We start from the raw sequence: 13,047 nt of genomic DNA on the forward strand, positions 1-13,047 counted from the left end.
CGACCCGAGGACGTCCGTCCCCGCGCCGCCGGTCCCGCACAGCCCCGAACGGGTGGGTGGCTCCCGACACTGATCTTCGAGGAGGGTGTGTGCTGGTCCTGGTGGCCGTCCACGCACTGGCAGCCGTGGTCGCCCCGGGGCTGGTACGCCGTTTCGGACGCCGCGCGCTCTATGCCGTCGCGTTGGCCCCGGCGGCCACGCTGGTCTGGGCGCTGACCCGTGCCGGTGGGGTCCGGGCGGGTGAGCCGGTGGTGGAGACCTGGCCGTGGGTACCCCGGATCGGGCTGGAACTCGCCCTGCGGATGGGCACCCTGTCCTGGCTGATGGTGGTGCTCGTCGGCGGGGTCGGCGCGCTGGTGCTGGCGTACAGCGCCCGCTACTTCCGGTCCGACGACCCAGGGCTGGGTCGCTTCGCCTCGGTCTTCGTCGCCTTCGCCGGCTCCATGCTCGGCCTGGTCGTCTCCGACGACCTGCTGCTGCTCTACGTGTTCTGGGAACTGACCACCGTCTTCTCGTACCTGCTGATCGGGTACGACCCGGCGAAGCGGGCCAGCCGGCGGGCCGCCATGCAGGCGTTGCTGGTCACCACCCTGGGCGGGCTGGCGATGCTTGCCGGTTTCGTGATGCTCGGCCAGCACGCCGGCAGCTACCGGTGGTCGGTCGTCGCCACCGACCTGCCCGGCGGCGGTTACCTGGTCACCGCGCTGATGCTGATCCTGCTGGGGGCGCTGAGCAAGTCGGCGATCGTGCCGTTCAGCTTCTGGCTGCCCGGCGCGATGGCCGCGCCCACCCCGGTCAGCGCCTACCTGCACGCCGCCGCGATGGTCAAGGCCGGGGTGTTCCTGGTCGCCCTGCTCGGCCCGGCCGTCGCCGGGGTCACCGCCTGGCGGATGGTGCTGCTCGTCGCCGGCCTGGCCACCCTCTTCCTCGGTGCCTGGGTGGCACTGCGCCAGACCGACCTGAAACTGCTCCTCGCCTACGGCACGGTCAGCCAGCTCGGGCTGCTGATGGTGGTCCTGGGCGCCGGCACCCGGGACGCCGCCCTGGCCGGTGCGGCGATGGTGCTGGCACACGCCCTGTTCAAGGCCACCCTGTTCCTCGTCGTCGGGATCGTCGACCACACCACCGGCACCCGGGACCTACGCGAACTCAGTGGCCTCGGCCGGCGCGCGCCGGCCCTGGCCGGGGTGGCCGTGCTGGCCGCCGCGTCGATGGCCGGACTGCCGCCGATGGCCGGCTTCGTCGCCAAGGAGGCCGCCTTCGAGGCGTTCCAGCACGGCGGCACGGCCGACCTGCTGGTGCTGGCCGGGGTGGTGGCCGGCTCGGCGCTGACCGTGGCGTACACCCTGCGGTTCCTCTGGGGGGCGTTCGCCGGCAAGCCCGGTGTCGCGGCGACCGACCCGCACCCGGTGGGCTTGTCGTTCCTCGCCGCACCGGCGTTGCTCGCCGTGGCCGGGCTGGCGGTCGGCGTCGCCGCCCCGGCGCTCGACGGGCTGCTCGCCCCGTACGCCGACGGTTTCTCCGCCGCCGGGCCCGGCTACCACCTGGCGCTGTGGCACGGCCTGACCCCGGCCCTGGGGTTGTCCGCCCTCGCGGTGGCCGCCGGCGGCGCGCTGTTCCTGCTGCTGCACCGGGGACGGCTGCGGGCGACCCGGCGGACGCCGCTGGACGGCGCGGCCGGCTACGACCGGGTGGTCGCCGGGGTGGACCGGCTCGCCGTGGAGCTGACCGGCGCGACCCAGCGCGGATCGCTGCCGTTCTACCTCGGGATCATCCTGGTGGTGCTGGTGGCGCTGCCGGGCGGAGCATTGCTCACCGGCGGGCCGTGGCCCCGGCAGTTCCGTGCCTGGGACACCCCGTTGCAGGCGGTCGTCGCCGCACTGGTGATCGTCGCCGCGGTGATGGCCGCCCGCGCGTTGCGCCGGCTCACCGCGATGATCCTGGTCGGCGTCGCCGGCTACGGCACCGCCCTGATGTTCGTCCTGCACGGCGCGCCGGACCTGGCGTTGACCCAGTTCCTGGTGGAGACCGTCACCATCGTCATGTTCGTGCTGGTGCTGCGCCGGTTGCCGGTGAAGTTCTCCGAGCGGCCGATCCGGGCCAGCCGGCGCGGCCGGATCGCGATCGGGGTCGCCGTCGGCGCGGTCGTGTCCGGGATGGCCTGGGTCGCGGCGAGCGGTCGGCTGGCCGCCCCGATCTCCGACCGGTTCCCCGACGAGGCGGTCTCCTACGGCGGCGGCAAGAACGTGGTCAACGTGATCCTGGTCGACATCCGGGCCTGGGACACCATGGGGGAGATCGCCGTGCTGGTGGTGGCCGCCACCGGGGTGGCCAGCCTGATCTTCCGCCGCTCCCGGGACCTGGACCGGCGCAGCGCCTTCCCCGGCCCCCGGCCGACGACCGGCGGGCCCCGCTGGCTGACCGCCGGCTTCGAGGCGCACCGGCACTCGGTGATCCTCCAGGTGGTCACCCGGCTGCTCTTCCACGCCATCGTGCTCTTCTCCGTCTACCTGCTCTTCTCCGGCCACAACGCCCCCGGCGGCGGGTTCGCCGCCGGACTGGTCGCCGGCCTGGCCCTGGCCGTGCGCTACCTGGCCGGTGGCCGCCGGGAACTCAACGCCGCCGCACCTGTCGACGCCGGCGCGGTGCTCGGCGCCGGGCTCTTCCTCGCCGTCGGCACCGGAGTGGTCGCGATGCCGCTGGGCGGGGAGTTCCTGCAGAGTGCGGTGCTCGACCTGCACCTGCCCCTGCTGGGCAAGGTCCACTTCGTCTCGTCGGTCTTCTTCGACGTCGGCGTCTACCTGATCGTGGTCGGCCTGGTGCTGGACATCCTGCGCAGCCTCGGCGCCGAGATGGACCGCCAGCAGGAGGACGCCCGCGACGACGTACGGGACAAGGAGCTGGTGTGACCCCCAACCTCACCTACATCGTGGTGGTCGGTGTGCTCTTCGCCGCCGGGGTGACCCTGCTGTTGGAACGCAGCCTCACCCGGGTGCTGATGGGCGTCATCCTGCTCGGCAACGGGGCCAACCTGCTGCTGCTCACCGGCGGCCGGGCCGGTGGCCCGCCGATCGTCGGCACCTCCGACCAGGCGGAGATGAGCGACCCGCTGCCCCAGGCGATGGTGCTCACCGCCATCGTCATCACCCTCGGCATGACCGCGTTCCTGCTGGCGCTGTCGTACCGCAGCTGGCACCTCAACGGCCACGACGAGGTGCAGGACGACGTGGAGGACCGCCGGATCATGGACCTGGCCGACCGGGACGAGGGGCCGGGCACCGACGACGCCGACCAGCCCGACTCCGACGACCAGCCCGACCCCGATGGCCGGCCCGATCCGGACAGCCGCCGGCCGTCGGCGGCCTCGGTCGCGGCGGTGGCCGCCGAGCGGGGGCGGGACGCGTGAACTACCTCGTCCCGCTGCCGGTGGTGATGCCACTGCTCGGCGCGGCCCTGACCCTGCTGCTTGTCAGCCGGCCCCGCGCGCAGCGCTGGGTCAGCCTCACGGTGCTCACCGCGACCGTCGCGGTGGCCGCCACCCTGCTGGTCCGCGCCTCGATCGACGGGCCGCTCGTGGTCGAGGTCGGCGGCTGGGTCGCGCCGCTGGGTATCGTGCTCGTCGCCGACCAGCTCGCCGCGCTGATGCTCGTGGTGTCCGCCGCCGTCACCCTCTGCGTGCTGGTGTACTCCATCGGGCAGGGCATGGCGGACGGGCACGAGGACACCCCGCTGTCCGTCTACCACCCCACCTACCTGGTGCTCACCGCCGGCGTGTGCAACGCCTTCCTCTCCGGTGACCTGTTCAACCTCTACGTCGGCTTCGAGATCCTGCTGGTCGCCAGCTACGTACTGCTCACCCTGGGCAGCACCGAGACCCGGATCCGGGCCGGCACCACGTACGTCGTGGTCAGCCTGCTGTCGTCGTTGATCTTCCTGGTCGCGATCGGGTTGGTCTACTCCGCCACCGGCACGCTCAACCTGGCGCAGCTCGTCGACCGGCTCGACGCGCTGCCGGACGACCTGCGGCTGGTGCTCCAGGGGATGCTGCTGCTCGCCTTCGGGATCAAGGCGGCGGTCTTCCCGCTGTCGGCGTGGCTGCCCGACAGCTACCCGACCGCGCCCGCGCCGGTCACCGCCGTCTTCGCCGGCCTGCTCACCAAGGTCGGCGTGTACGCCATCATCCGCACCGAGACGCTGCTGTTCCCCGGCGGCCGGACCGCCGACCTGCTGCTGGTGGTGGCGGCGCTGACCATGCTGGTCGGCATCCTCGGCGCGGTCGCCCAGTCGGACATCAAACGACTGCTGTCGTTCACCCTGATCAGCCACATCGGGTACATGCTGTTCGGGGTGGGGCTCAGCTCGTCGCTCGGGTTGGCCGCCGCGATCTTCTACGTGGTGCACCACATCACCATCCAGACCACTCTCTTCCTCGCCGCCGGCCTGGTCGAACGCCGGGGCGGCAGCACCGCGCTGGACCGCCTCGGCGGACTGGCCCGGCTGTCGCCGCTGCTCGCCGTGCTGTTCTTCGTCCCCGCGCTGAACCTGGCCGGAATCCCACCGTTCTCCGGCTTCCTCGGCAAGCTCGGCCTGGTCCAGGCCGGGGTGGACGACGGCGGCCCGCTGGCCTGGGTGCTGGTCGCGGGCGGGCTGCTGACCAGCCTGCTCACCCTCTACGCCATCGCCCGGGTGTGGAACCTGGCTTTCTGGCGTCGGCCGCACCCCGAGATGCCCGAGCCGCAGGACAGCGTGCACACCGTCCGCACCGACGGGGTGGAGCAGCCCTACCGGGGGCCGGACCGTGACGCCCACCCGGGCGCGATGCTGCCCCGCCTGATGATCGCGCCGACGGTCGCCCTGGTGGTGCTCGGGCTGGCGTTGACAGTGGTGGCCGGGCCGCTGTTCGACCTCAGCTCCGACGCCGCCGACGACCTGCTGCGGCGCACCCCGTACGTCGAGGCCGTCTACCCCGGGGGTACCCCGTGAGCCACGATCAGTCCGCCGAGGTCAGGTCGCCGCAGCCTTCCGGGGAGCCGCCATCGCCGGAGCATCCCGAGGACCTGCCGCTGACCCCGGCGGCCCGACGCCGTAACCGGGCAGTCGCGATGGTCGTCCTGGTCACCGTCTGGGTGCTGCTCTGGGGGACGCTGAGCTGGGCCAACGTGCTCGGTGGGCTGGTCGTGGGGCTGGTCGTGCTGACCGTCTTCCCGCTACCCCCGGTGACCTTCGCCGGGCGGCTGCACCCGCTGCCGTTGCTGCGGTTCACCTGGCGCTTCCTGCGCGACCTGGTGGTGGCCAGCGTCCAGATCGCGGCGCTGGCGTTCCGCTTCGGGCACACCCCGCAGGGTGCGATCATCGCGGTGCCGCTGCGGGTCCGCTCCGACCTCAACCTGACCCTGACCGCCGAGGCGCTGTCCCTGGTGCCGGGCAGCCTCATCGTCGAGGTCGACCGGGACACCGGCACCCTCTACGTCCACGTCCTCGGGGTGCGCACCCGCGAGGAGGTCGAGCGGTTCCGGGACGGGGTGCTGGAGTTGGAGGCCCGGTTGATCGAGGCGATCGGCTCGACGCAGGAACTGCGTCTGGTCCGCGAGCACACACCGTCCGCCGCCCTGGAAGGGACATCGAGATGACCGCTGTCGCCGTGATCGTCACCGTGCTGCTGGCGGTGGCCGGCGCGCTCACCCTCATCCGGATCGTCAGGGGGCCGTCCGTGCTCGACCGGGCCGTCGCCACCGACGTGCTGCTGGCCATCGTGGTCGCCGCCGTGGCGACCGAGGTCGCCTACAGCCGGGACGCGACAGCGCTGCCGATCCTGGTGGTGCTGGCCATCCTCGGCTTCGTCGGCTCGGTCAGCGTCGCCCGGTTCGCCACCCGCCGGGACGACAGGTGAGCGTCGACGCGGTGCTGGACGTGGTGGCCGCGGTCTGCCTGCTCGGCGGCGCCCTGCTCAGCCTGGCCGCCGGGGTCGCCCTGGTCCGCTTCCCCGACCTGCTGTCCCGGATGCACGCCGCCGCCAAACCCCAGGTTCTCGGCCTGCTGCTGGTGCTGCTCGGTTGCGCGCTGCGGCTGCGGACCGGGGTGGACGTCACCACGCTGGTGCTGGTCGGCGTGTTCCAGCTCGCCACCGCGCCGGTCGCCGCGCACATGATCGGCCGGGCCGGTTACCCGCACGACCGGATCCGCACCGACCTGCTGATCACCGACGAACTCGCCGCCCACCTCGACCGGCTCCAGGCCGACCGGCGGCCCTGACCGGGGCGGCCGGGTCGGGGGACCCGGCCCGCGACGGTCAGGGTGCCTCGACGACCTCCCGGCCGAGCGGCCAGAAGGCCGCCGGGACGAGCTTGAAGTTGGCGATGCCGAACGGGATGCCGATGATCGTGACGCAGAGCGCGATCCCGGCGAGCAGGTGGGACAGCGCCAGCCACCAACCGGCCAGCAACACCCACAGCACGTTCGCCAGCCCCGACGGCACACCGGCCCCCGGCTTGGCGACCAGGGTGCGGCCGAACGGCCACAGCGAGTACGACGCCAGCCGCAGCGAGGCCACCCCGAACGGGATGGTGATGACGAGGACGAAGCAGATCACCGCGGCGACGAAGTAGCCGAGCGCCAGCACGATTCCGCCACCGAGGATGAGCCACAGCACGTTCAGGACGAAGCGAATCATTCCTCCATAGTGACCAGCGCCCGCCACCGTGCCGACAGGGCCGGGCGGAGATCCGTCGACCGGGCTCGAACCGGCGTCCAACCGGTCCCTAGCCGGCCGCTCCACCACTGAGCTACGACGGATCTCCGCGGTCCCACCGACTGGGCTCGAACCAGCGTCCACCCGGTGAAGAGCCGGGCGCTCTACCGCTGAGCTACGGCGGGGCACCAGCGATGCTGCCGGATCAAGGAGTCGACTGTCCACCGGATTGTGGTAACTCACGGAGGACCACGTCGGCCGGTACCTGGATCGCGCTGCCGTGCATCGGGCGGCCGGAGAAGACGCCGGCCGAGCGCAGTGCCGCCGCCCACACCGGGTCGACGACGGCCACCCCGTGCACGAGTTCCGGTGTCGGCCGGAAGGTGCCGACCGCCCCGGCCGGTCGGGGCGCCAGCCACCCGCACCGCTCGCCGTCGACGCCGGCCTCGGCGCAGGCCGCCGCCACGTCCGCCCGGGTACAGGTGGCGGTGCCGTCGAGGACGTCCCAGGGCAGCGGCAGCCGCGCCCAGACCGTCGTGTCGGGGTGCAGGCCCCCGCCGGTGGACCGGTGCCAGGCCGCGAGGTCCGCCGCGATCAGCAGCATCGCCTTGCCCGGACAGGCCGCGTCGAGCAGGTCGAGGCTACCGGTGGCGGCCAGGGTGGCGATCCACGCCGTACGGGCGGTGTTGTATGCGCCGCAGAGCAGGTTCCACGTCGACGAGTCGTTGCCCCGGCGGACGACCATCGTGGCCCGGTCGAACTCGCTGGCCGACCAGATCCGGGCCAGCAACTCGGCGACCTGGCGCATAGTGGCCCACCAGCGACCCAGCAGCTCACCACGTTGCCGGTCGGTGAGCCGGGCGAGGACCTCCGGGGTCGGATGGACCTGCGCGATCATCCACCAGTCCGTGTCGGGGGCGGCAACACACTGCCGGAACAGCAGATCGGCGATCTCGTCGTACGGGTTGTCCCGTCCGGACAGGGTGAACTCGCGGCGCAGCTTGCGCCGGGCGGTGAGGTACGCGACGAAGCAGGCGGCCCAGGGATCGGCCACGAAGGTCGCCAGCGGGAGACCGGCGGCGAACCCGGAGCGGGCCACCAGGGTGAGCTGCCGCCGGGTCTGCCCGGCTCCGAGCCGTCCGGCCTTGGCGGCCACCCGCCGGGTCACCCGGAACCGCCGGTTGTACTGCCGCTTGGACAGCTCGATTCCGGCGGCGACCCGGTCCGCCCGGTTCAGCCGGTCCCGCTGGAAGTCGAGCCGGTGCTCGTCCCGCACGCCGAGGGACTCGCCGAGCCGGCGGGTGAAGTCGAGCAGTGACGTCGGGTCGTCCGGGTCGACGCCGTCGTCGGGCAGCGTGAACAGTCGCCGCGCCGCGTCGACCTGGCGGGTGCCGCCGACCGGGCGGGCGAAGTCGTCCGACATGGAGCTCTCGCCGTGCCACCGGGATGCCGCGCGGGCGGCTCGACCCAGCAGCATGCGGTCCCGCTGGTCGAATCGGTCGCCGACGGCCCGGAACACCAGGTGGGCGACCTCCTCCGGTCGGGGCCGCCGGTCGAGGGTGGCGTACAGCGCGATCAGCGCGTCCGACGGGGACAGTTCGGCGAGGGACATGCGGGTGATGGTGACAGCGGCCGGAGCGGTCGGGCAATCCGATTCGCCGGCGCTGCGGGCCGTTTCTCCCACGTTGGCGCTGCGGGCCGTTTCTCCCACGTCGGCGCTGCCCCCTGGTGGCACGGTTGACCGTCACCTCGGCCGGCCAATCATGATCTTATGTACCGATGATCAATCCCACTCCTCTCATGAGTCTCGTCGCCGGCGTCTGGGGCTTCAAGACCCTCGCCGTCGGGGTCGAGTTCGGCCTGTTCACCCGGTTGGCCGGCGGGCGGACCATCACCGTGGCCGAGGCCGCCGCCGAGTTCGGACTCGACGAACGCCCGGCCGACCTGCTGCTGGCCGCCAGCGCGTCGCTCGGGCTGCTCGACAAGGCCGGCGACGGCTACCGCAACTCCGAACTGGCCGAGCAGTTCCTGGTCGAGGGGCAGCCGTACTACTTCGGCGCCCAGGTCCGCTACTCCGACCTGCGCACCTACCTGCCCTGGCACCGGGTGGGGGAAGCGCTGCGCGGCAACCGGCCGCTGACCTGGGACCCGCAGCAGCAGAAGTCCCTGTTCGACACCGCCGACTCGGAGCTGGTGGCCCAGTTCTGGGATGCCATGTTCGCCACCTCCCGGTTCACCGCCCGCGCGCTGGCCGACGCGTACGACTTCGGCCGACACCGTCGGCTGCTCGACGTGGGCGGCGGGGCCGGGGCGTTCCCGATCGAGTTCTGCCAGCGGCTACCGCAGTTGCGGGCGACCATCCTGGACCTGCCGCACGTCTGCGTCCGGGCCGAGGAACGGATCGCGGAGGCGGGGCTGACCGGGCGGATCGGCGCGGTCGCCGGTGACTTCCTCGCCGACCCGGCCCTGCCGGAGGGGCACGACGTCATCCTGCTCAGCATGATCCTGCACGACTGGGACGAGCCGACCAACCGGGCGCTGCTGGCCCGCTGCCACGCCGCGCTGCCACCCGGTGGCGCGATCGTCGTCTCTGAGTTGCTGCTCAACGACGAGCGCACCGGCCCGCCGGAGGCCGCCCTGATGGGCATGAACATGCTCATCGAGACCGAGGGCGGCAAGAACTACTCCGGCGCGGAGTACACCGCCTGGCTGGTCGACGCCGGCTTCGTCGACGTCCGTACGGTGCCCTTCGACGCACCCGGCGCCAACGGCGCGGTGGTGGCCCGCCGGCCCTGACCGCGTGCTCCGGCCCGCCGCCCGGACACCGGTGCGGCGTGCCGGCGGCGACCCGTCGGCGCGGACGGCATCCGCGCCGACGGGTCAACGCCGACGGGGTCAGCCCGGCTTGTACGCGGTGACCAGCTCCCACCCGCCGGGCAGCACCGCCACCCGGGTGAAGCCGACCTCGGCGAGCAGTCCGGTGTAGAACTCGACCTCCCGCAGCCGGCTCACACAGCTGTCCACCCCGATCAGGAAGTAGCTCCAGAAGAACTGCACGGCCAGCCGGTCCGGGGTGCGGAACTCCTCGCCGATCAGCAGCAGCCCGCCCGGCTCCAACGCCGCGTACGCCTGCTCGACCAGGTGTCGGGCCACGTCGTTGGGCCAGTCGTGCAGCACCCGGACGAACGCCATCGCGTCGTAGCCCGACGGCAGCGGCCCGGCCAGGAAGTCGCCGCCGACGAACCCCAACCGGTCGGGATGACCCCGGGCGATCCGGGTGGCCGTCACCAGAGGGGACACCGGCGGCAGGTTGAACACGTCGGCCCGCAGGTCGGGGGCGGTGTCGAGGATGTGCGCGGCGAGCGTGCCGTCGCCACCGCCGACGTCCAACAGGCGTCGCCGGTCCGGCCAGAGCCGGTCGGCGTGCCGGTGCAGCGTCTCGATCACCGGGCCGAGCCCGGCGGCCATGCTGCGTTCGAAGTCGGCGGTCTGCGCGTCGGTCTTCGGCGGCCAGGCGAAGTCGTCGTCGGTCATGCCGACCTCACCGCGCAGGCTCTCGGCGAGCCGGCCGTGCAGCACCCGCCACGGGTAGCGGTCCCGGTCCCGTTCGATCGCGTCCGGGCCGACCGCCGCCACCACGGCGTCCCGCAGCCCCGGCACCGCCCGGTAGGTGGCGGCGGCGATGTCGTCGCCGGGCTCGTGCCGGGTGACGCAGCCGAGGGTCTCCAGACAGTCGAGGAACTTGTAGAGCCGCAGCGGGCGCACCCCGAACCGGGCGGCCAACGCGTCGAGGCGTACCGGGCCGGGTTCCAGCGCGTCGAGCAGGCCGAGGGCCAGCGCGGTCTCCAGCACGTCGACGGCCTTGGGCCCGTTGAAGAGCAGGCTCATCAGCGCCCGGGGCGACAGGGTGACGGTCACCGGCACAGCTCCTCGTCCAGCGCGTCCATGAACGCGTCCACCTCGTCGAGGGTGTTGTAGACGTGCGGTCCGACCCGCAGCCAACCCCGCCAGCTGCAGATCATGCTCCGCGCGGCCAACCGCCGCTTGACCGCCTCGCCGTCGGCGACGTCGAGGCACACCACCCCGCCGCGACGCTCCGGGTCGGTGGGGCTGACCACCGTGATACCGGCCGCCGCCGCCCGGTCCAGGACCCGCTGGGTGAGGGCCAGCGAGTGCCGCCGGATCGCCGCGGTGCCGACCCCCGCCAGCAGGTCCAGGCCGACCTGGGAGGCCAGCGAGGTCAGCGGGTACGGCGTACCGCCGGCGAAGCGTTGCGCTCCCGCCGCCCAGCCGGTCGACGGGCGGAAGGTCAGCGCCCGGTCGCCGGCCTGCCAGCCGGTGGCCGCCGGTGCCAGGCGCTCCACCAGGTCGGGGCGGACGTAGAGGAAGGCGGTGCCGACCCCGCAGAGCCACTTGTGCGCGCCGCCGAGGACGATGTCGACGCCGAGCGCGGTCACGTCCAGCGGGACCACCCCGACGGTCTGGAAGGCGTCCACCACCACCAGGGCGCCGACGTCGTGGGCGCGGGCGACCAGCCGGGGCAGGTCGACGGTGGCCCCGGAGGAGAAGCTGGCATGCGGTACGCAGACCAGCAGCGTCCGCTCGTCGACCCGGGCCAGCAGGGCGTCCTCGTCGAACCGGGGTCCACCGGTGCCGACCACGTCGAGCCGCGCGCCGTAGCGGCCGAACGCGGTGCCGATGAACGGCACCGTCGGGTACTCCAGGTCGGTGGTGACGATCCGGTCCCGTGGCGGGCGGTAGTCGAAGCAGGACAGCACCCGGGCCAGCAGGGTGCTCAGGTTGGCGTCGGTGACCACGCTGCCGGCGGGTGCGCCGAGCAGCGCGGCCACCGAGTCGGCGTACCGGTCGAGGCCGACGTGCCAGCCCTGCCACACGTCGTCGCGCCAATCGCGCAGGGTCTCCCAGTAGCCGGCGAGCACCTCCTCGACGCCCCGGGGCACCGCGCCGGTCGAGTTGTTGTTCAGGTAGACGCACGTCTCCAGCAGCGGGAACTCGGCGCGCAGGGCGGCGTGGGCGGCGGCGTCGAGGCACCGCGCCGGGAGGGTGTCGGATCCGCTCACTCGGGGCGGCCTCCAATCGGGTCGGTCCGGGATGGACGGGGATCGGTGGACACGGCGGTGAAGACCGGCACGGAGCGGACGGCCGCCAGGTAGGGGGTGCCCTCGGTGTAACCGGTGCCGGTGCGGGAGCCGAGCATCCGGACCGCCAGCCGGTGATGGGTGCGTCGCCAGGTCAGCACGGCCTCGGCGAAGGCCGCCATCTGCTGGCGGACCAGGGTGTGCTCGGTTCCCCGGAGCCGGCCGTCGCGGACCGCCGCCCGGTAGGCCTGGTCGATCGACGGCTGGCCGGCCCGTACCAGGTCGCGCACCTCCGGCACCGACCGGTACGCGGTGGAGTCCAGCCGGGCCGGCTCCGGGGTACGGCACAGCGACTCCATCAGCTTGTAGGAGCGGGACTGGATCGCGCTGGCCCCCTCGGTGTACTCGCGGAACGTCCGGAACGCCGCCGGTTGCATGGTGGCCAGCAGCGAGAACAACGCCCCGGCCCCGCCGATCAGCTCCCGGGCGTACGCCAGCCGGGCGGCGGCCTGGCGGGGTCGACCGGTGCCCAGCGCGGTGATCGTGGCCCGCAGCTCCTCGGCGACCCCGGCGAAGAGGCACTCGTACGCCTGGAGCACCCGGATGAACAGGTACTCGTCGTGGGAGACGTAGACCGGCAACATGCTCAGCCGCAGGACCCGCTCCCGGGCGGCGTCACGACCGGTGACGGCGAGCCGGTGCAGCGCCACCGCCGCGGTGACCGGGTCCGGGTCGGTGACCGTCCCGGCCAGACCGAGCCGGGTGAGGGCGGCGAATCCGGCCCGTACCCCGAGCCGGCACCGCTTGGTCACCAGCATCGGTCCCGGCCGCTGCTCGGGGAGCAGGTCGGTGCCGTCGGTCGAGGCGGCCAGCTCGAAGGCGACGGCGTCGGCGACGAGGTCGACCAGGAGCCGGTCGCGCTCCCGCCGCCCGACGGCCGGTAGAGGGAGCAGGGGCAGGGCCAGGTAGCTGAGGTAGTCGTACCGGGCGTCCCACTTGTCGAGCGCCACGTCGAGGAAGGCGGACAGCTGGCGGTCGGGGGCCGCTCGGGCGTTCACCTGGGCGCGGAGCTGGTCCAGTAGGGCAAGGAGTTCTTTTTTGACGAAGTGTTTACCGACTCGATTGAATTCGGCGACTACCGCGTGGTAGGGGAATTGTTCGGGGTCGGCCGTACCGGACGACCAGTTCGTCAGCTCACGCACGAACCGCACCTCGGATGGGGATCGGTCAGGGACAGCGCCGACGATTCTTCGAGTGGCG

At 72.9% G+C, this 13,047-nt stretch carries 12 protein-coding genes and 2 tRNA genes; 7 read left to right on the forward strand and 7 right to left on the reverse strand.

Annotation, left to right across the window (positions count from 1 at the left end; genetic code table 11):
- Window positions 1-89 precede the first annotated feature (89 nt).
- The 6 genes from OHQ87_RS08520 to mnhG all read left to right on the forward strand — a co-directional run bounded on the left by OHQ87_RS08520 (window position 90) and on the right by mnhG (window position 6,252).
- Window positions 90-2,909: a Na+/H+ antiporter subunit A gene (locus OHQ87_RS08520; RefSeq protein WP_328346623.1), complete on the forward strand. Its 2,820-nt coding sequence runs from the start codon at window positions 90-92 to the stop codon at window positions 2,907-2,909.
- Window positions 2,906-3,406, forward strand: a complete 501-nt coding sequence (locus OHQ87_RS08525; protein WP_328346624.1) for a Na(+)/H(+) antiporter subunit C — start codon at window positions 2,906-2,908, stop codon at window positions 3,404-3,406. Before OHQ87_RS08520 ends, OHQ87_RS08525 begins: the two co-directional genes overlap by 4 nt.
- Complete coding sequence (locus tag OHQ87_RS08530) at window positions 3,403-4,983, forward strand: Na+/H+ antiporter subunit D (protein ID WP_328346626.1); 1,581 nt, start codon at window positions 3,403-3,405, stop codon at window positions 4,981-4,983. The genes OHQ87_RS08525 and OHQ87_RS08530 overlap by 4 nt, the downstream gene beginning before the upstream one ends.
- A 74-nt stretch (window positions 4,984-5,057) precedes the next feature.
- Window positions 5,058-5,630 (forward strand): Na+/H+ antiporter subunit E, encoded by a 573-nt coding sequence (locus OHQ87_RS08535; protein ID WP_442930809.1) that lies wholly within the window; start codon window positions 5,058-5,060, stop codon window positions 5,628-5,630.
- Window positions 5,627-5,890: a monovalent cation/H+ antiporter complex subunit F gene (locus OHQ87_RS08540; protein ID WP_328346630.1), complete on the forward strand. Its 264-nt coding sequence runs from the start codon at window positions 5,627-5,629 to the stop codon at window positions 5,888-5,890. Before OHQ87_RS08535 ends, OHQ87_RS08540 begins: the two co-directional genes overlap by 4 nt.
- Entirely contained in the window at window positions 5,887-6,252 is a 366-nt protein-coding gene (mnhG, locus tag OHQ87_RS08545; RefSeq protein WP_328346632.1) for a monovalent cation/H(+) antiporter subunit G, read from the forward strand. The genes OHQ87_RS08540 and mnhG overlap by 4 nt, the downstream gene beginning before the upstream one ends.
- 37 nt (window positions 6,253-6,289) lie before the next feature.
- On the opposite strand, the gene OHQ87_RS08550 is transcribed toward mnhG, so the two are convergent.
- From OHQ87_RS08550 to OHQ87_RS08565, 4 genes are all read right to left on the reverse strand, one after another.
- Complete coding sequence (locus OHQ87_RS08550) at window positions 6,290-6,670, reverse strand: YccF domain-containing protein (RefSeq protein WP_328346634.1); 381 nt, start codon at window positions 6,668-6,670, stop codon at window positions 6,290-6,292.
- A 50-nt stretch (window positions 6,671-6,720) separates the two neighbouring features.
- Window positions 6,721-6,792: transfer RNA gene (locus OHQ87_RS08555), tRNA-Pro, on the reverse strand.
- A gap of 9 nt (window positions 6,793-6,801) precedes the next feature.
- Window positions 6,802-6,873, reverse strand: a tRNA-Lys gene (locus tag OHQ87_RS08560).
- A 20-nt stretch (window positions 6,874-6,893) separates the two neighbouring features.
- Window positions 6,894-8,300, reverse strand: a complete 1,407-nt coding sequence (locus tag OHQ87_RS08565; protein ID WP_328346636.1) for a hypothetical protein — start codon at window positions 8,298-8,300, stop codon at window positions 6,894-6,896.
- 167 nt (window positions 8,301-8,467) lie between these two features.
- Here OHQ87_RS08565 and OHQ87_RS08570 point away from each other — a divergent pair, with 167 nt between their 5' ends.
- Window positions 8,468-9,484 (forward strand): methyltransferase, encoded by a 1,017-nt coding sequence (locus OHQ87_RS08570; protein ID WP_328346638.1) that lies wholly within the window; start codon window positions 8,468-8,470, stop codon window positions 9,482-9,484.
- A gap of 99 nt (window positions 9,485-9,583) precedes the next feature.
- Here OHQ87_RS08570 and OHQ87_RS08575 read toward each other — a convergent pair whose 3' ends face one another.
- The 3 genes from OHQ87_RS08575 to OHQ87_RS08585 are packed head-to-tail and all read right to left on the reverse strand — an operon-like array spanning window position 9,584 to window position 12,998.
- On the reverse strand, window positions 9,584-10,606 hold the full coding sequence (locus OHQ87_RS08575) for a methyltransferase (RefSeq protein ID WP_328346640.1): 1,023 nt from the start codon (window positions 10,604-10,606) through the stop codon (window positions 9,584-9,586).
- Window positions 10,603-11,769, reverse strand: a complete 1,167-nt coding sequence (locus OHQ87_RS08580) for an aminotransferase class V-fold PLP-dependent enzyme (RefSeq protein ID WP_328346642.1) — start codon at window positions 11,767-11,769, stop codon at window positions 10,603-10,605. The genes OHQ87_RS08575 and OHQ87_RS08580 overlap by 4 nt, the downstream gene beginning before the upstream one ends.
- A complete protein-coding gene (locus OHQ87_RS08585) occupies window positions 11,766-12,998 on the reverse strand; it encodes a tryptophan 2,3-dioxygenase family protein (RefSeq protein ID WP_328346644.1) in 1,233 nt (410 codons plus the stop codon). Before OHQ87_RS08585 ends, OHQ87_RS08580 begins: the two co-directional genes overlap by 4 nt.
- Window positions 12,999-13,047: the final 49 nt, after the last annotated feature.

Origin of the sequence: Micromonospora sp. NBC_00421 (assembly GCF_036017915.1) — a bacterium.
GTDB lineage: Bacteria > Actinomycetota > Actinomycetes > Mycobacteriales > Micromonosporaceae > Micromonospora.

Bases quoted from the DNA above. Each gene is read 5' to 3' on its own strand.
- OHQ87_RS08540 (WP_328346630.1), top strand. From the start codon at position 5,627: ATGACCGCTGTCGCCGTGATCGTCACCGTGCTGCTGGCGGTGGCCGGC.
- OHQ87_RS08550 (WP_328346634.1), bottom strand. From the start codon at position 6,670: ATGATTCGCTTCGTCCTGAACGTGCTGTGGCTCATCCTCGGTGGCGGA.
- OHQ87_RS08565 (WP_328346636.1), bottom strand. From the start codon at position 8,300: ATGTCCCTCGCCGAACTGTCCCCGTCGGACGCGCTGATCGCGCTGTAC.
- OHQ87_RS08570 (WP_328346638.1), top strand. From the start codon at position 8,468: ATGATCAATCCCACTCCTCTCATGAGTCTCGTCGCCGGCGTCTGGGGC.